Below are 17049 nucleotides of genomic sequence, written 5' to 3'. Positions count from 1 at the left end.
GGCTGACCTCGGTGCGATCAATTGGCCTGGCGTGTCATCTGTCCTTGCCGACTCTGGGCGCCAGCTCACTGCGGCCCAGCGAGAAGCTGTAGAGCAGATCCACGGCCTGCGCCGTGCCGGACACCGCTTCGGCATACAGATTGCGGAACAGCTTGTAGCGCAGCGTCAGCTCCGCGATCGGCGAGAACAGCCCGACGCCGTAGCTGAGCTTCAGGTCCGGGGCGATATAGCCGCTGACCACCACCTGGCTGTCATCCCCGCTGCCGGAGCTGTCCAGACTCAGATCACGCACGCCGAAGGTTTCCCCGATCTGCCCGACCACCTGACCGCTTTGCGCCAGTGACATGCCGATCAAGGCAGACGTGACCGCACTGTCACTGCTGGTGTCGCTGTCCAGACCCTCACCACGCAGCAGATAACTCAGTGCCGAGGACTCATCCATCGACGGGTCCGAGAAGATCTCGACGCTGGGTGACGAGGCAAGTCCCGTCACACGCACCCCGGCGGTCACGTCGTCCTCGGTGTTGTCAGGATCACGGATCGCCTCGATATTCAGGCGCGGGCTTGAGGGCGGTCCGGCCAGCAAGACCTGACCCTTGCTGATCTGCAGGTCCTGCCCGAAGCTCTTGTAGGTCCCGTCGACCAGATTGACCTCACCGAAGACCTGTACGCCGCCCTTCGACTGACGCACATCGAGATCGCCTCTGAGCTTGGTTTTGAGCCCCATCGCCTCCAGGCGCGCATCCGGTCCGATATGGATGCCGATACGCACATCCAACGCCATGCCGGCCTCATTGAGCGCCTTGGCGGTGTCGCTGCCATCGGCAAGCTCGGCCGGGTTGGAGGTGTCCTCATCACTGGGACGCTCGATGATGATGGTGTCACTGGAGGGCGACACGGCAGACGGCGGCACCTGGTCCACTTCGATGCGTGTCCACGGCACCTTGACGTCACCTCGCAGCTTGAGCAGCGTGGGACTGGCATTGATCTCGAGATCCGGCGCGACGCGCATGCGGCCGATCCCGGCGATATGCAGTTCGAGCGGATTCTTCGCGCCGTCGAGGTTCAATGACGCCGTCCAGTCCTCAAGCGTCGGCCATGCCGCCTCGCCATCGATACCCCAGCGCGCATCGTTGCCCACCAGATAGCCATCGATATCGGCACTGTTGCCATCGAAGTCGACGGTGAACTGGGCATCCGACAGCGATACCGGCAGCCCGTCGCCCTGCACCTTGACGCCGGTCAGCGCGATCGGGCCGGTCAACGACGGCAGGCTGAGATTGCCGCCGACCTCGACGTCACCCGCCAGCTTGCCTTCCAGCTGAGTCATGCCCGCCACCAGCGGACGATACGGTGAGAGGTCGATATCGCGGATGGCCAGCGAGCCATCGAGCTGTCCTGCGCCGGCCGGGTCGAGGACCGACACGGTGAGACCGATGCCGCCAGCGCTGTCGAGGCGAATCTGGGTATCGAGATCGGCCTTGTCGGGTGTGGCCTCCAGCGCCAGTTGCAAGGTGGTCTCGGGCAGTGACCAGGCGTTGCCGTCGGCGTCTTCGCCGGCCAGTGTCAACTTGCCCGCCAGCTCCGCGTCAGCATTCCAGCGTTGGCCGCCCTGCTTCCAGCTTGCCGTGATCTTGCCGCCCGTGGCACCGCCGATGGTCCAGCTCTCCGGCATGGCGCTCTGGGCCATGTCCAGTGGAATCCCCTCGAGCGTCACCACGGCCTGTCCGTCATTGCCCGCACTCAAGGGCTCGGCGACACAGATCTGGCCGCCCTGTTCGCGACTCAGGCAGAACGGCTGCACCAGCACGCTGCCCTTGGCGAGATTGGCATCGAAGCTCGCCGGCGTGTCGAAGTTGAAGTCCCCGAAATCGGTATTCGCCGTCAGCGGAGACAGCGCGCCGCGATAATGCTCACGCGCCTTGTCGAGTCCACCCTTGAGGGTCAGTCCCAGGCGAGAAAGCGGCATCTCTCCGGCCATCTCGGTATCGAACTGCAGGGTGTGATCGCTCAGGAAGCCTCCCAGCGTCAGTGCGACGGTCGCGATCTGCTGTCCGCCAGCTCTGACATCATCGGCATTCAGGGCGATATCCAGTGCCGGGTCATCAATGCCCCGCTTGCGGGCATCGACCCCGGCCGACAGTGCCATGTCGGAGATACGGTTCTCCCCGATCTGCAGGCGTCGTGCGGTGAAGTTGCTGGCCAGCTGAGGCTTGTCGAGAGTGCCCGAGGCATCGATCTTGCCCTTGAGCTCACCCGCGATATCCGGCATCAGGGTCGAGAGCGCCGGGAAATCGATGTTGGCCGCCAGAGTGATGGTCTTGGCAATCTTGCCATTGGCGCTCAGCCGGTTCTGCCCCTGGCGCAGCTCCAGCGCGTCGACGTTCCACTGCATGTCGGCATTGCCCGCAAGCTTGCCGGTCAGCGTGAGCGGACGCTCGAGCAAGGTGCCATGGATATCCAGCTTGCTGACATCGACGGCCCACGGACCTTGCTGCGGCTGTTGGAAGCTGGCCACGAGATTGCCGCTCAGCTCACCACGCACGGCTTTCTGTCCGCCCCCGGTCGGGGCCGGCAGCAAGTCTTCGGGATGCAGCTTGTCGAGCGCCAGCTCGGCGGCGACCTTGATCCCTTCCTGCCAATGAATCTCGCCACGGGTGATCGCGGAGCCACGTTTGAGCGCGATCTTGAGCGGCTGCCAGCGGTAATGCGCGAGATCGCCGTCGCCAGCCAATGACAAGGTGGCGCGCGGAATGTCACGCCCCTCGATAATGGCGTCCAGTGTGGTCGTATACCCCGACAATGAGCCCTTGGCGACCAGCGCCAGATGCTCGACGCTATAGTCAGGCGTGAAGGAGGTAGCGCCAGCGGAGGCCGTCTTGTTCTTGCCAGCGTTGGCTTGCGTCGCTGTCTGAGCGCCCTTCTGCGCATCCGCGGAGGCGTTATCAGAGGCATCAGCGACGGCAGCAAAGGGCCAGGTGATCCGCTTTGAGCTCAGGCGCGCCTCGAAGGGCAGATCACTGTCCAGCACATCCGCGCTGGCCACAAGCTCAGCAGCAAGTGGGCCGTCGGCCTTGAGAGAGGCTTCAAGATCCGCCAGCGAGCCTTCCAGAGACAGGCGCAGCTTTTCATGACGCACGGGGTCGATCAGGGTCTCGGCATTGAGCGTGGCGCTCAGCGGATACTCGTCCTTCAAGGTGACCTGCGCTACAAGATCGGCGTTCACGTCACGCGAGTCGACCTCGAGACGCGAGAGCGTGATGTCATGCCCTTCCGCCTTGAGCGCCAACGACAGGCGACTGACCTCATACGGGCTTGGCCCCTCGAGCGCAAAGTCTTCAATGGCGAGATCGGGAACCTCGATGGTCAGCGGAATATAGACTTCCGGCAAGGCGATGCGCCCAGCCTGTGCTGTCTCATCCGTGGTTTCAGCGGCAGTCTTGCCAGACACTTCTGCGGCGTCATTCATGACGGTCTCATCCGTGATGGCCTTGCTCGAGATGGTCTTGTTCGAGATGACCCTGGCGGCGCTCTCGGCTTGAGACGCCACGACCTGAGCGTTGACCACTGCACTCGCCGCTTGCTGCGCCTCAGGCGTGATGCTCATCCCCTCGAGACTCACTGTGTCAGACGTCCCTTCCGTCGCGACGGCATCAGCCGGAATGAAACGACTGGTGATCAGGCGTGTCTCGCCCAGGGTCAGCGTACTCACCGACAGCGCGGCCGAGGTATGGAAGTGATCGAAGGTGACGCGACTGCCATCCGCCAGCGCCAGGGCGAAGTCATCAATGGCGACCTTGCGCACCTCGATGGGAATCGGCACCACGATGGGCACGTTGAGACTCTCGCCGCTCTCTGGCTCAGGCTCCTCGCTGGCACCGCTATCACTCAGGGTGATCGCGAGGCCACTGGATTCCAGCGACTCCAGACACAGCTTGCCCTTGAGCAGACAGTCCTCGCCCCAGGCCAGCGACAGCGAGTCGGCATTGATGGCCAGCCCCGGCAGGTCCAACGAGACGTCCTTGAGCGACAGCGCTTCCAGCGGGGAGCCGGAGGCCTGTGAATAATCGATGAAGCCACGTGAGCGCGCCTGATCGAGCACCAGCCCGGTGCCCCACGGGGACAACACGCCCCCGACCAGCAGCATCGTCAGCCCGATCAGGAACACGAGCAGCCATATCAGCAACCGGATGACCAGGCCGCCCCGACGTACATAGGGATTAGACAATTCCAACATCTCCATAGCTTTTTATCAGCTCATCCGCTCAGCTGATGGTCCTTTGCTGGCGCTTGATCCGCACGACACTCGTTTCATAGACACGAGCTGATCAGAATTCCGGCCCGATCGAGAAGTGAATACGGTAATCGTTGTCTTCGTCATCGAAGGGATGGGCGATATCGAGACGAATCGGCCCCACCGGCGAGATCCACCGAATCCCCATGCCGGCAGCCGTCTTGAGCTCGAGTGCGTCCCAGCCATTGAAGGCGTTGCCGGCGTCGTAGAAGGTCGCGCCCCACCAGTCGCCGGTCAGGCGGTAATCGTATTCCAGGCTGCTGGTGAGCAACGAGCTACCGCCTTCCAGATCGCCATCGTCGTCTTCCGGGGCGAGTGTCTCGTAGGAATAGCCACGCACACTGTTGTCGCCCCCAGTGAAGAAACGCATCGAGGGTGGCATGTCATCAAAGTTGTCGGTATCGACGTGGCCGACACCCATGCGCGCCACGAAACGATGGTTGTCGCCGATGGAACGTATCCAGTTGGTGTTGAACTGGGAGCGAAGGAAGGTCACGTCCGAGCCCCACATCTGATCGCCATATTCGAAGGTCAGCTGTTGGCGGTCGCCCCACATCGGGAAGGTCTTGGGGCGTGTGCGAGTGCGGTTCCAGCTCACTCCGGGATACAGCAGCAGCACGGCTCCGGATTCATCCGCCTGGGTGTAGTCCTCATAGGTGGAACCGAAGAACACGCGCTGGGTCCAGCCATTGTCGAACTTCCACTCGCGGGTGAAGCGTACGGTGGTCTCGAGACTCTCGGTATCTTCATCATCGGTGTTCGACATCCCGTACTCGAGGACATAGCTATCCTTGAGCGGGTCTTCGAGCGGCATGCGGTATTCGCCCTCGAAGGTCTGTTCCGGCGAGGACAGGAACAGGCTGTTGGTCAGGCTATGGCCATAGCGATTGACCCACGGCATCTCCCAGCTGAACTGCAGGCGTGGCCCGACATCCGTCGCGTAGCCGATACCGGTCTCGAACTTGTGACGGTCAGCGGGAATCAGGCTGATGTCCACGGGAATGATGGGACCGTTGGCCGTCTTGACCGCGGCCTCCAGCGCATCGCCCGTCAGTACCGGCGTGTCACTACCAGCGGCCAGAGACGTTTGATCTTCTGTCGCCGCCCCCGCAGCCTGCGCGGCAGGCACCGTCGAGTCCGAGCGGGCCGAGGCGTCAGCGCGGTGGCTCTCAATCCCCGTCTGCTCGCTCCCAGTCCCCTTGACTTCAGACCCCTTTACCTCAGTCCGCTCGACATCAGCAAGCCATGACCCCTCATAGCCCTGTGCCTCGGCATAGGGGGTCTTGATCTCACTGTCGAGGCTGGTGGTCTTGAGTTCGGCACCCGAATTGAGCTGTGGCTTGATCGCGGCCGAGCGGAACCAGCCGGCCTCACTCAGCCGCTGATTGAATTGGGTCAACTTGCCGGCTTCGTAATAATCGCCCGTCTCGAACGGCTGCATGGCCTTGACGCGATCCAGCTCTATCTGACTGTTGAGATAGGTGATATCGCCGAAGCGGTAGCGCTGACCGCTCTGCATGACCAGATAGATGCGTGCCGAGTGCAGCCAGGGGCGTACCTCGATGCGCTGCTGGGAGAAGGAGGTGTCGAAATAGCCGCGCTCGAGACTGAGTGATGTCAGAGTCGACTTGAGGCTGTCATAGCGTGAGTGACGCAGCACATCGCCTTCCTCGAGGTCGGCGTCGGCCAGCACCTTCTTCATGACCTTGTCGCGTGCGGCGTCGCCTTCGAGTCGCAGCTCAAGCGTCTCGATGGTGACCGGCTCACCGGCATCCACCGTCACGACCACATCATCGCCGCCCAGCAGCCCCTTCTCGGGATAGCTGAGCGTGATCTGGGCATCGTAGTAACCGAAGGCCTGCAGCGCTTCCTGTGTGCGCCGGATGATCTCATCCTCATAGCGCTCGGCCGGAGCATCGCCCTCGAGCGTCATCCCGGCCAGGAAGTTGACCACATTGGTGGCCGTCGCGCCCTTGACGCCCTTGACGGCGGCATCGATCGCCAGCGCCTGCGGTGCGAAGCACAGACCGCCACACACGATCAGCGGCGTCAGATAGCGATGCGGCAAACCGCGCGGCCCGGTCGCTCGAGCAGGCTCTTTGTTGTCGCCACTCATGATTCGTCCTTTGTTGAGTGCTGGGAGAAAGCACTGTCCATCGTTCCCGTTCATCATGTCGTGCGGCGCTCGGTCATCACGGGGCGTTTCACATGGCCTGCCTGGATGGCGGGCCATGCCATGTCGTCATTACTTGTATCCCTGCTGCGCAGGCTCAGCGGCGTTCCAGTCGACTGACGCGCTGTTCCAGTTCAGACACCTGACCCAGCAGCGACGCGACACGGCCACTCAGCTGTCGGCGGCTGGCATCCAGCGAGCGCAACTGGTCGCGCGTGTCCTCTGATGCCCCCTGAGAACTGGCTTCCAGGCCGGCACTGAGCGCTGTCTGCTGACGGCGCAGTTCACCCAGCTGGGAGGCCAGTGAGCGTTGCGCTGTCTCAAGCGCTGCCAGCTCGTCAAGCGGCGCGAAGCGGCCCTTGAGCTTGCTGGCCAGTTCATCACCATCAGCGGCGGCTGCAGGCTCCGGCAGTGCCTTCAGCGTCTCGCTCAATTGCTGCTGCGATTGCTGCAAGTCACGCGTCTGGGTCTGTTGCGTGGCCAGGTCCGTCTGGAGTGCCGTGAGGCGAGTCTCGAGCGAGGCCAGCTGCTCGGCGCTAGTGTTCTCGACAGCGCGCTCAATATCGCTCTGCAAGGTCTCGATGCGGGAAGTCAGCGTGTCCAGGGTGCTGGAGGTCTTGTCCACCAGCGGCTCGAGGTGCTCAAGCGTGGCCGACTGGGCATCCAAACGCGCGCCCAGCGCTGCACGGCCATCACGGCTGAGGGATTCCAGCGCCGCCATCGAGCCTTGCAGCGCCGTGATCAGGGTCGCGTGATTGTCACCTGTCTGGGCAAGCGTCGTGACGCGACCATCCAGACGATCAAGCACCTCGTCCATGGCGGTCAGACGCTCTTGAGCGCCATCCGCATCCTTTGCCACCTTGTCTTCCAGCGCCTCGAGGCGCGTGACGGCCTCACTCGACAGGGATGCCTTGTCCTTCTGCAGGGTGGTCAGCGCCGGCAGGACAGTGTCATTCAACTGGCTGTCCAGGGCGCTGAGTTGCTCACCCAGTGCATCACGCAATTCGTTCAGGCGCTCATTCCCCTGCTGCTCAAGCTGGACCACGGAACGTTCGAGCTGACTGACACGCGCGCCGAGCTGATCGCGTTGATCGCCCCCGAGGGTCTGCAGGTCATTCAGCTGCCACTGTTGCCAGCCCACCACGCCCCCCAGGGCAAGGAGGCAAAGCCACGTCGGCCAGCGTCTGGGCGCGGGAGGACGGGTGTGATGCACGCCAAGCGCATCATCGGGACGCGCGACCAGCGCATCGTCCGGTGAGTCATTGAGAGACGGTTCAGCATTGTGCGGCCGCATTCTGGCTCCAGTTCCGGCAGACGATCAGCAGCGAAAGGGTCAGCGCAGCATCTTCGGGCATGTCAGTGGGCTCACTGTCCCATCGCACCAGATGCAAGGCGACCGAAAGTGCGCTTTTTCGCGCTGCTGTATAGAAATACAGTAATGCAGGTTCTGCAAAAGATAAGTCACGGTTCACGTACAGGAAATCGAGTCTAACAGCTGACCTCGGTCATCTCATCAGGTTCCCGCGATGGCCCGTCATCGAGGCCAGAGTGGCAGGAATGTGGCGAAAGCTCGACAATGAACGCGAGCCTTGCAAGAGGCTTGAGAGGATCCCGCGGTCAGTGCCCACCAGCGTTGGCCTGTCGGTGTCTGGGTGCTATAGTGCCAGACACTGCGATACGCGCAGCCTCTGTCTTCGTAGCTATCTGGATTCACAAGGTTTTTCACGCTGATTGCACATTTCATGCGCGTAGCCACGGCATGAGGGATGCACGGCGAGTCATGCACTTTCGCCCTTGCCCGCTGCCTGAGCGGGTGGCCAGTCTCGGGGCCGGGAGTGATGCTGGTCGCGGAGCTTGAGTCTGTGCTTGTCTGACCCTCTTCCATCACGCGATGGCGGGTCAGGCATTGAAATACTCAGCCCCAAGCCCCACGAAGGCAGAGTACGACCCAATTGGTGAGGAAAAGGAGCTGATCCCCATGGCATTTGAACTTCCAGCACTGCCGTACGAAAAGAACGCACTCGAGCCGACCATCTCTGCCGAGACCCTTGAGTACCATTACGGCAAGCATCACCAAGCCTATGTCACCAAGCTTAACAGCATGGTCGAAGGCACTGCTGACGCAGAAAAATCTCTCGAAGAGATCATCCAGAGCGCCCAGGGTGGTCTGTTCAATCAGGCGGCTCAGGTGTGGAACCACACCTTCTACTGGCACTGCCTGTCCCCGAATGGCGGTGGCGAGCCGTCCGGTCCGCTGGCAGACGCCATCGTGGCTAAGTGGGGCTCCGTTGCTGACTTCAAGGAAGCCTTCAACACTTCCGCCGCTGGCAACTTCGGTTCCGGCTGGACCTGGCTGGTCAAGAACGCCCAGGGCGAGCTGGAAATCGTCAACACTGACGATGCGGACACCCCGATCGCCAAGTCTGGTCAGACTCCGCTGCTGACCGTCGACGTCTGGGAGCACGCCTACTACGTCGACTACCGCAACGCGCGTCCGAAGTACCTGGAAAGCATCTGGAACATCATCAACTGGGAATTCGCTGCGCAGAACTTCGCAGCCTGAGCTTTTCCAGATTGAGTCTGGCTAGGCCGAGCTTTGCAGGACCGAGATTTGCAAGTCTAAGGAAATCGGGTCGTTTACCGCTCGGAACTCCAGCTGAGCCAAGGCATTCAACGTCACCCTGATATGGCGCCTGGATGCTTTGCTCTGAAAACCCCGCCACCTGGCGGGGTTTTTTTCGTTCAAGACAACGTCACCCAGCCGCGAGCCTGCTACACGCTAGGCTTGGCTACGCTTGGGTATGCACCACGGGGAGAAGAATCTCGTCTGTCGACTTGCAAATGATGGCGATGCCCCTATCTAATGACTGACAAGTAGAACGTATGCTCTACCTCGTTGCGTCCCCTTGCACGCTCACAGGGACTCGACGACAAGAGACTCGACGACATTGTTGGCACACACTGCTTGAAATGCATTCTTTGACTGCGCGAAATACCTACTTTGAAAAAAGGAATCCCGATGCCCACTGACACCTCGACCTCCTCTCTGCCCGACTCCATGTTGGCGATCGTGACCACCGGCCATGGAGGTTATGAATGCCTCGAGACGCAGCAGCGCCCGGTGCCGACACCCGGTGAAGGCGAGGTGCTGATCAAGGTGCTGGCAGCTGGCATGAACAACACCGAGATCAATACGCGTCTGGGCTGGTATTCCTCCACGATCACCACCGCGACCCAACAGGCCAGCAGCGTGCATGACAACGCGGACGCAGATGCGGCGACTGACAAGTCGGCGCCGCCGGAAGGTGGCTGGAAGGGAGAGACGCCCTTCCCCCTGATACAGGGCACGGATTGCTGTGGCGAGGTGGTGGCATTGGGCCCGAATGCGGATGCCAGCCTGCTGGGCAAGCGCGTGCTGGTGCGCTCCTGCATGCGCAGCGAAGGCTGGGACTCATTGGAGAACGAATGGATGGGTTCGGACTTCGACGGCGCCTTCGCGCAATTCGTCAGCGTGCGCGCCAGTGAAGTGTTCGCGGTGGACTGTGACTGGAGCGATGTCGAGCTTGGCTCCCTGCCCTGCGCCTACGGCACGGCGGAAAATATGCTCGAACAGGCAGAGCTCAAGGCGGGCGAGCGTGTGCTGATTCTGGGCGCCTCGGGCGGGGTCGGTTCCGCTGCATTGCAGCTTGCCAAGCGCCGTGGCGCGACGGTGTATGCCGTGGCGGGCGTTGCCAAGCATGAGGCCCTGGCAGAACTGGGTTCCGACAGACTTCTGGACCGCAAGGCCGACCTGCTCGAGCTGCTAGGCCACGAAAGCGTCGACCTGGTGGTCGACAATGTCGCTGGCGACAACTTCCCGATCATGATGAAGCTGCTTTCACGTGGCGGCCGTCTGGTGACTACCGGTGCCATCGCCGGCCCGATGGTGACACTGGATCTACGCGACCTGTACCTCAAGAACCTGCGCCTGCTCGGCACCACTGCCTGGTGTGAAGCCACCTTCCCCAATCTGATCCGCTATGTGGAGCAAGGGGAGATTCGCCCGCTGATCGCGGCCAGCTTCCCATTGACCGAAATTGTAAGCGCGCAACAGCAGTTTCTCAGCAAGGGCCACGTGGGCAAGTTCGTGCTCGAGCCCTGGGCCTGAAGACAGCTCGGCGATCTGCAGGAATAGCCTGGCGCTCATGATGTAAAAACTGAGGCCAGGACAAAAAGCCCTCATCCCGAACCGGATGAGGGCTTTTACGTACCGAGCACGAAAGGGTCAACCTGAAAGAGAGCGCGTCAGCCTGACCCACAAAAATGCCCGTCAGGGGCTGGCACGGCGGCCGATGCCGCGATAGACCAGTCCCTGGCTTGCCACATAACGCGGGTCGAAGATGTTGCGGCCATCGAGCACCAGACCCGCACCCAGCTCACGCTTCAGACGCTGCCAGTCCGGGTTCCAGTAGCACTTCCACTCGGTGACCAGCATCAGGGCATCAGCACCCTCCAGAGCGTCATACATGTTGCCATCGACCAGCTCCAGCAACGGATGCGCACCACAGGCCTCACCCAGCGCCGACAAGGCCGCGGGATCATGCACGCGTACGCGCACGCCCTGGGCCCACAGCGCCTCGAGCAGGGTCAAGACCGGCGCATGATCGATACGCGCGGTACCGGGCTTGAAGGCCGCGCCCCATATCGCCACGGTACGGCCGCGCAATTCACCATCGAAGTGCTGCCACAGCTTGCGGAACAGCGTCTCCTTCTTGGCCTCGTTGATGTCGAGCACATGCTCGAGCAGCATCGATTCCCGCCCTGTCTGGTGCTGGACATCGGCCAGACGCATCAGGTCACGCGAGAAGTTCGGGCCGCCGAACCCACAGCCCGGATAGAGATAGCCAAAGCCGATACGCGGGTCGGCGCCCATGCCCTGACGCACATATTCCACATCGACGCCCAGGGAGTCGGAGAGACCCGCCACCTCGTTCATGTAGCTGATACGCGTCGCGAGCATGCCATTGATGGCGAGCTTGGTCAGTTCGGCGGCACGGCGCGGCATGATCTGGAAGACATCTTCACGCCGATTGAAGGCACGCAGCAGCTCCTGCACCCGCAGGGTGGCAGGTTCCGCTTCGCTGCCCAGCAACCAGCGGGCCGGACGCTCGAAGGTGGCCAGTGAACGGCCCTCTTCCAGCATGTCCGGCAAGGCGACGGCGTACTGGTCGTCACGCGGCAACAACGCCTCGAAACGCTCGGTCGTGCCCACCGGGAAAGTCGAGTTGTTGACCAGCACCAGCGGCTCATCCAGGGTCGCCACCAGCTGCTCGACACGGCTCAGCGCACTTTCCCGCTGATCCGGCGAGACGGCGATCCAGTGGATATCGATGCGCCGCAGTGACGCGAGGTCCTCGACCAAGGTGAGATCGCCGCGCTCCCGGTGGCGATCAAGACGTTCGCGCAGGCCTGGCTCACTGTTCAACCAGTCGACGCGTTCCAGGGCAGCCCAGTCCATGTCCTCATGCGGCCACCACCAGACGCGGTGACCCACGCTCGCCAGAGCGGCACTGGCCGTTGCCGCCGCCAGTTCGCTTCCGTGCACCAGCACCTGCATGGCTTATTTCTCCTGGTAGCGAGTCAGCAGCTCGCGGAAGCCTTCACCGAAGGTCGGGTGACGCTTGGCAAAGGAAAGCGTCGCTTCAAGATAGCCCAGCTGATGGCCGCAATCGTAGGTATCACCGGCCATGCGGTAGGCCGCGACGGCCTTGTCGTCACGCAGGGTGTCGATGGCATCGGTCAGCTGGATCTCACCACCCGCGCCCGGCGGAGTGTTCTCCAGAAGCTCGAAGATACGGCCCGGCAACAGATAACGGCCGATGACCGCCAGGGTCGACGGCTCGGTGCCCGGGGCCGGTTTTTCGACCATGCCATTGATCAGGGCGGACTTGCCGGCTTCCGGCGTGTCACCGTCGATCGCGACGATACCGTACTTGTAGGCCATGTCCTGCGGGACATTCTCAACCATGATCTGGGCGGCATTGGTGGCTTCATAGGCCTCCATCATGCGCGCCAGGTCATTCTTCTCTAGCCCTTCGCCATCGACCAGCACGTCCGGCAGCATGACGATGAACGGCTCATCACCGACGATCGGCTTGGCACACAGCACGGCGTGGCCCAGACCCAGCGGCTCCGGCTGGCGCACGCTGATGATCTTGACGTCATCAGGAATGATGTTTCGCAGCTGTTCGAGCAGCTCGAGCTTGCCCTTGGCTTCCAGGGTGGTTTCCAGCTCGAAGTGCTTGTCGAAGTGGTTCTCGATGGCATTCTTGCTGGAATGGGTAACCAGCACGATTTCCTTGATACCGGCTGCGACCGCTTCTTCCACCACATATTGGATCACCGGCTTGTCGACGATGGTGATCATTTCCTTGGGGATGGCCTTGGAGGCCGGGAGGCAACGTGTGCCGAGACCGGCAACAGGCAGAACAGCCTTGCGTATCATGTAGCGTCTTCCTTGTGTCTATGTCGTGGTGAGGCCCGTCGAAGGACCTCTACCGGGTTACTGCCGTCGAAGCCAATCAACGACCATCCTTCATCATAGGCAGAGATTATGCCAGTTTGATCAAGGAGTGCGAAATTCCTGCACTATCCGAGGCTTGCCAAGCGCTACGCCTCTGAAAAGCCATCAGCGGCGCATGGCGCGCCCGAGCAGCGCACCCACACTGTCGCTATCAGGCGACTCTACCACGCCATGTTCCGTGACGATGGCATCAATATACTCATGCGGCGTGACATCAAAGACCGGGTTGAAGACATCGATGTCCTGCGGCGCGATCTGACGTCCGCCCGCCTCGCGCAACTCGGCGGCGTCGCGCGTCTCGATGGGAATGTCCGCGCCACTGGCCAGGGTGCTATCGAACGTGGCCAGCGGAGCCACCACCATGACCTTGATGCCGTGAGCGCGGGCCTGAACGGCCAGCGAGAAGGTGCCGATCTTATTGGCGGTATCGCCGTTGGCCGCGATGCGGTCCGCGCCGACGATCAACCAACGCACCCCTTCCGGCGTCCGGGCACCCTGCTGCATGATCAGCGAGGCTGCGCCTTCCACGGCCAGACGCGCGGGTATCTTCTCCTGCACCAGCTCCCACGCCGTCAGGCGAGAACCTTGCCACCAGGGGCGTGTCTCGTTGACATGCACGCGGCCAACAATGCCCTGGGCGTAGGCGGTACGGATCACGCCCAACGCCGTGCCGTGGCCGCCGGTGGCCAGCGCGCCGGTATTGCAGTGGGTCATGACTTCACACCGCGTCTCGCCTTGCGCGAGGGAGGCCGCAATCACCTGAGCGCCAAACTCGGCCATGCGAAGGTTATCGTCCAGATCCTGCTCATGAATGCGCACGGCCTCCTTCAGCAGCGCTTCATACGGGGCCTGGGACCGGGTGGCGTGTGCGGCAATCACCTTGCGCACGCGATCCAGCGCCCAGAACAGGTTGACCGCTGTCGGGCGCGAGGCAGCCAGCACATCACAGGCGCTGGCCAGGCGTGACTGCCAGTCGCCGCCCTCGCGGTTGATGACGAAAGCCTCCAGCGCCACGCCATAGGCGGCGGCGATCCCGATCGCCGGTGCACCGCGGACCACCATGTCGGTAATGGCAGTCGCGACCCCGCGTGCATCCTCGAGCAGCACCTCGCGGGTCTCACCCGGCAGCAGGCGCTGGTCGAGCAGCGCGAGCTTCACCGCCGGCTGAGTGACGTCAGCGCTGGCATCGGGCGGGGTGCCTGCCGTGTCTTCTCTCCGCGACGCACACTCTTGCTGGCTTACCCAGCGAATCGGAACCAGGCTCATGACCACTCCCCGTTGCTACATGACAATAATGACGACTGGTCATCGCGCGTGGCGCGACGTCCCGCTCCATCGTAACGCAAGTGCCCGTCATGATGAGTTTTTTGCGCTGGACGCTGACCCGCGACGGCAGTCGGATTAGAATGGTGGAATCGTGCCCGAGGGTAAGGTGCCTGTACAGGCCTGCCACTTCCCGAACAGCACTTCCGTAACGGTAAGGATGCAAAGATGAGCGATAACGACACCCAGCAAGATGCCCAGCCCCAGGACCATCTGGGCAATGTCGATGCCAGCGAGATCGCCAAGTTCTCGGCATTGGCCAGTCGCTGGTGGGACCGTGACAGTGAATTCAAGCCGCTGCATGACATCAATCCGTTGCGGGTCGACTATATCGACACCCATGCTGGCTTGGCAGGCAAGCGCGTGATCGACGTCGGCTGCGGCGGCGGCATTCTCTCCGAAGCCATGGCGCATCGTGGCGCCCAGGTGACGGGTATCGACATGGGTGAGGCGCCGCTTTCCGTTGCCCGCCTGCATCAGCTGGAGTCCGGTGTCGAGGTGGACTACCGCCAGACCACCGCCGAAGCCGCCGCAGAAGAGATGGCCGGCCAGTTCGACGTCGTCACCTGTCTGGAAATGCTCGAGCACGTGCCGGACCCATCCTCGGTGATTGCGGCCTGTGCACGGCTGGTCAAGCCCGGCGGCATGGTGTTCTTCTCGACCATCAACCGCAATCCCAAGGCGTATGCCTTCGCGATTCTCGGCGCGGAATATGTGCTGCAGATGCTGCCGCGTGGCACCCACGAGTATCGCAAGTTCATCCGTCCGGCCGAGCTGGGTCGCTGGACACGCGATGCTGGCCTCAAGATGGAAGGCTCCACCGGCATGACCTACAACCCGCTGACGCGCAAATATCGCCTGAATTCCTCCGACCTGTCGGTCAACTACCTGATGCACACTCGTCGTCCCACCGAGGAAGAGCTTGCGTGAGCCTGCCGGCAGCACTACCTCGTCCCGCCGCCTTGATCTTCGATCTCGATGGCACCCTGGTGGACACCGCGCCGGACCTGGCGCGCGCCACCAATGAGCTGCGTCGGCACCACACTCTGCCAGCACTGGACTATGACGTGATTCGCGCCGAGGTCTCGCATGGTGGCAGCGCTCTGGTGACGTTGGCCCTGGGCCATGAGCTCGATCATCCCGAGCATGCCACCGAACGCACTCGTCTGCTGGAATTCTATGCCCGCGATGTCGCGGCTCATAGTGTGCTGTTCCCGGGCTATGACGCACTTATCGAGGTCTGTCAGCGCGCAGGCCTGCCGTGGGGCATCGTGACCAACAAGCCCCGTCAGTTCGCCGAGCCGCTGATCGCCGCGCTCAAGCTCACGCCCGGCTGCCTGCTGTGTGCCGATGACCTGCCGGTCAAGAAGCCGCATCCAGAGCCCCTGTGGGAGGCGGCGCGCTGCCTCGGCGTCGATGCCTCCGAGTGCTGGTACCTGGGGGATCATGACCGTGACATGCAGGCGGCGCGTGCAGCGGGCATGCTGGCGGTCGCGGTGCGCTACGGCTATGTCCGCGAGGGCGACGATGTGGATGCCTGGCCTGCCGATGTGTGGTTTGACACATCGGAAGAGGTCATCAATGCCGCACTGCGGGCAGCGGACCTGCGCTGACCGAGCGACACACGCGAAGCTCGCACGAAGCTCGCACAAGCCGGCTCTCGCAAGCAGGTGATCCGCAGATGAGCATCAGAAGATAGACACAAGCAGCTAGACACAAACAGTTAGACACAAGAACGCCGACGGCCATGGCCGTCGGCGTTCTTGTTGTGAGGCGTGGCGATTGGCCCGCCTGGCGGCGTCACTCGCCGGCCAGCGAGATGACAGCCGACAATGGCTCAACTTTGATGGCTCAGGCTTTCGGCGGTTGGGCGTCGAACATCTCGCCGGTATGACCACGGCTGTCCGGCCCCATCAACCATAGATAGGTCGGCATGATGTCGGCGGGCGTACGCAGGGTATCGGGGTCTTCGGCCGGAAACGCCGACTTGCGCATCGGGGTCCGCGTCCCGCCGGGATTGAGCGTATTGACGCGCACCTGGCTGGTATTCTCCAGTTCCTGCGCCAGCATCTGCGAGAAGCCTTCAGTGGCGAACTTCGAGACACTGTAGGCGCCCCAGAAGGCACGCCCCTTGCGCCCGACACTGGAGCTTGTCAGCACGACGGAGGCATCCTTCGACGCCTTGAGCAACGGCAGCAATGCCTGGACCATCCAGATGGGGCCATTGATATTGACCTGCATGACCTGCTCCCACAGCGCCGGATCATACTGTTCGAACGGAGTGATCTTGCCCAACAGGCTCGCGTTGTGCAGCAGTCCATCCAGACGACCGAACTCGGTATTCAGGGTATCAGCCATCTGCTGATAATCCTTGAGCGAGGCCCCTTCGAAGTTGAGCGGATAGATGGCCGGCTGTGGTGCCCCCAAGGCCTCGATCTCGTCGTAGACTTCTTCCAGTTTGGCAATGGTCCTGCCCAGCAATATCACCGTCGCCCCATGCCGCGCATACTCGACTGCCGCTTCACGGCCAATGCCGGACCCCGCCCCGGTCACCAGAATGATTCGCCCTTTCAGCATGTCGTCCGGGGCCTGATAGTCGATCTTGCACTCTGCCATGGTGATATCCCTGTCTGAGATCTGTCGTCAACGGCCGATGAATGTCACTGCTTCTTCACCGGTAGTACTTGCTTTGCCACA

At 62.2% G+C, this 17049-nt stretch carries 11 protein-coding genes; 4 read left to right on the top strand and 7 right to left on the bottom strand.

From position 1 onward, the window contains the following. Positions 1 to 34: 34 nt before the first annotated feature. The 3 genes from CDPAHKCJ_RS00640 to CDPAHKCJ_RS00630 all read right to left on the bottom strand — a co-directional run bounded on the left by CDPAHKCJ_RS00640 (position 35) and on the right by CDPAHKCJ_RS00630 (position 7761). The gene (locus CDPAHKCJ_RS00640; RefSeq protein WP_166017946.1) at positions 35 to 4237 is read right to left on the bottom strand and encodes a translocation/assembly module TamB domain-containing protein; all 4203 of its coding nucleotides are present in this window, start codon (positions 4235 to 4237) and stop codon (positions 35 to 37) included. A gap of 91 nt (positions 4238 to 4328) precedes the next feature. After that, complete coding sequence (locus tag CDPAHKCJ_RS00635; RefSeq protein ID WP_166017944.1) at positions 4329 to 6410, bottom strand: autotransporter assembly complex family protein; 2082 nt, start codon at positions 6408 to 6410, stop codon at positions 4329 to 4331. 154 nt (positions 6411 to 6564) lie between these two features. Then, positions 6565 to 7761, bottom strand: coding sequence for a hypothetical protein (locus tag CDPAHKCJ_RS00630; protein WP_166017942.1), 1197 nt, complete (start codon positions 7759 to 7761; stop codon positions 6565 to 6567). A gap of 684 nt (positions 7762 to 8445) precedes the next feature. Here CDPAHKCJ_RS00630 and CDPAHKCJ_RS00625 point away from each other — a divergent pair. Then, positions 8446 to 9030, top strand: a complete 585-nt coding sequence (locus CDPAHKCJ_RS00625) for a Fe-Mn family superoxide dismutase (protein ID WP_043334256.1) — start codon at positions 8446 to 8448, stop codon at positions 9028 to 9030. A gap of 456 nt (positions 9031 to 9486) precedes the next feature. Next, positions 9487 to 10614, top strand: coding sequence for an alcohol dehydrogenase family protein (locus tag CDPAHKCJ_RS00620; RefSeq protein WP_205700747.1), 1128 nt, complete (start codon positions 9487 to 9489; stop codon positions 10612 to 10614). A 162-nt stretch (positions 10615 to 10776) separates the two neighbouring features. Here the strand turns inward: CDPAHKCJ_RS00620 and CDPAHKCJ_RS00615 are convergent, their stop codons facing one another. From CDPAHKCJ_RS00615 to mtnA, 3 genes are all read right to left on the bottom strand, one after another. Beyond that, on the bottom strand, positions 10777 to 12063 hold the full coding sequence (locus CDPAHKCJ_RS00615) for a nucleotide sugar dehydrogenase (RefSeq protein ID WP_166017940.1): 1287 nt from the start codon (positions 12061 to 12063) through the stop codon (positions 10777 to 10779). Positions 12064 to 12066: 3 nt separating this feature from the next. After that, entirely contained in the window at positions 12067 to 12951 is an 885-nt protein-coding gene (gene galU / locus CDPAHKCJ_RS00610) for a UTP--glucose-1-phosphate uridylyltransferase GalU (protein WP_054556681.1), read from the bottom strand. A 183-nt stretch (positions 12952 to 13134) separates the two neighbouring features. Then, a complete protein-coding gene (gene mtnA, locus CDPAHKCJ_RS00605) occupies positions 13135 to 14295 on the bottom strand; it encodes an S-methyl-5-thioribose-1-phosphate isomerase (RefSeq protein WP_166017938.1) in 1161 nt (386 codons plus the stop codon). Between the two features lie 270 nt (positions 14296 to 14565). Between mtnA and ubiG the strand changes: the two genes are divergently transcribed. Further along, on the top strand, positions 14566 to 15282 hold the full coding sequence (ubiG, locus tag CDPAHKCJ_RS00600; RefSeq protein WP_166018246.1) for a bifunctional 2-polyprenyl-6-hydroxyphenol methylase/3-demethylubiquinol 3-O-methyltransferase UbiG: 717 nt from the start codon (positions 14566 to 14568) through the stop codon (positions 15280 to 15282). A gap of 2 nt (positions 15283 to 15284) precedes the next feature. Then, on the top strand, positions 15285 to 15965 hold the full coding sequence (locus CDPAHKCJ_RS00595; protein ID WP_166018244.1) for an HAD-IA family hydrolase: 681 nt from the start codon (positions 15285 to 15287) through the stop codon (positions 15963 to 15965). Positions 15966 to 16203: 238 nt separating this feature from the next. On the opposite strand, the gene CDPAHKCJ_RS00590 is transcribed toward CDPAHKCJ_RS00595, so the two are convergent. After that, positions 16204 to 16968, bottom strand: a complete 765-nt coding sequence (locus tag CDPAHKCJ_RS00590) for a YciK family oxidoreductase (RefSeq protein WP_166017936.1) — start codon at positions 16966 to 16968, stop codon at positions 16204 to 16206. Positions 16969 to 17049: the final 81 nt, after the last annotated feature.

It is taken from the genome of Cobetia sp. MB87 (genome assembly GCF_011319755.1).
Classification (GTDB): Bacteria; Pseudomonadota; Gammaproteobacteria; order Pseudomonadales; family Halomonadaceae; genus Cobetia.
Note: the sequence above shows the minus strand (reverse complement) of the source record. Positions and strands in the feature narration are given on the sequence as shown.

Coding starts and splice junctions, on each gene's coding strand:
- CDPAHKCJ_RS00615 (WP_166017940.1), bottom strand. CDS start 12,063: ATGCAGGTGCTGGTGCACGGAAGCGAACTGGCGGCGGCAACGGCCAGT.
- CDPAHKCJ_RS00635 (WP_166017944.1), bottom strand. CDS start 6,410: ATGAGTGGCGACAACAAAGAGCCTGCTCGAGCGACCGGGCCGCGCGGT.
- mtnA (WP_166017938.1), bottom strand. CDS start 14,295: ATGAGCCTGGTTCCGATTCGCTGGGTAAGCCAGCAAGAGTGTGCGTCG.
- CDPAHKCJ_RS00630 (WP_166017942.1), bottom strand. CDS start 7,761: ATGCGGCCGCACAATGCTGAACCGTCTCTCAATGACTCACCGGACGAT.
- galU (WP_054556681.1), bottom strand. CDS start 12,951: ATGATACGCAAGGCTGTTCTGCCTGTTGCCGGTCTCGGCACACGTTGC.
- CDPAHKCJ_RS00625 (WP_043334256.1), top strand. CDS start 8,446: ATGGCATTTGAACTTCCAGCACTGCCGTACGAAAAGAACGCACTCGAG.
- CDPAHKCJ_RS00590 (WP_166017936.1), bottom strand. CDS start 16,968: ATGGCAGAGTGCAAGATCGACTATCAGGCCCCGGACGACATGCTGAAA.
- CDPAHKCJ_RS00640 (WP_166017946.1), bottom strand. CDS start 4,237: ATGTTGGAATTGTCTAATCCCTATGTACGTCGGGGCGGCCTGGTCATC.
- CDPAHKCJ_RS00620 (WP_205700747.1), top strand. CDS start 9,487: ATGCCCACTGACACCTCGACCTCCTCTCTGCCCGACTCCATGTTGGCG.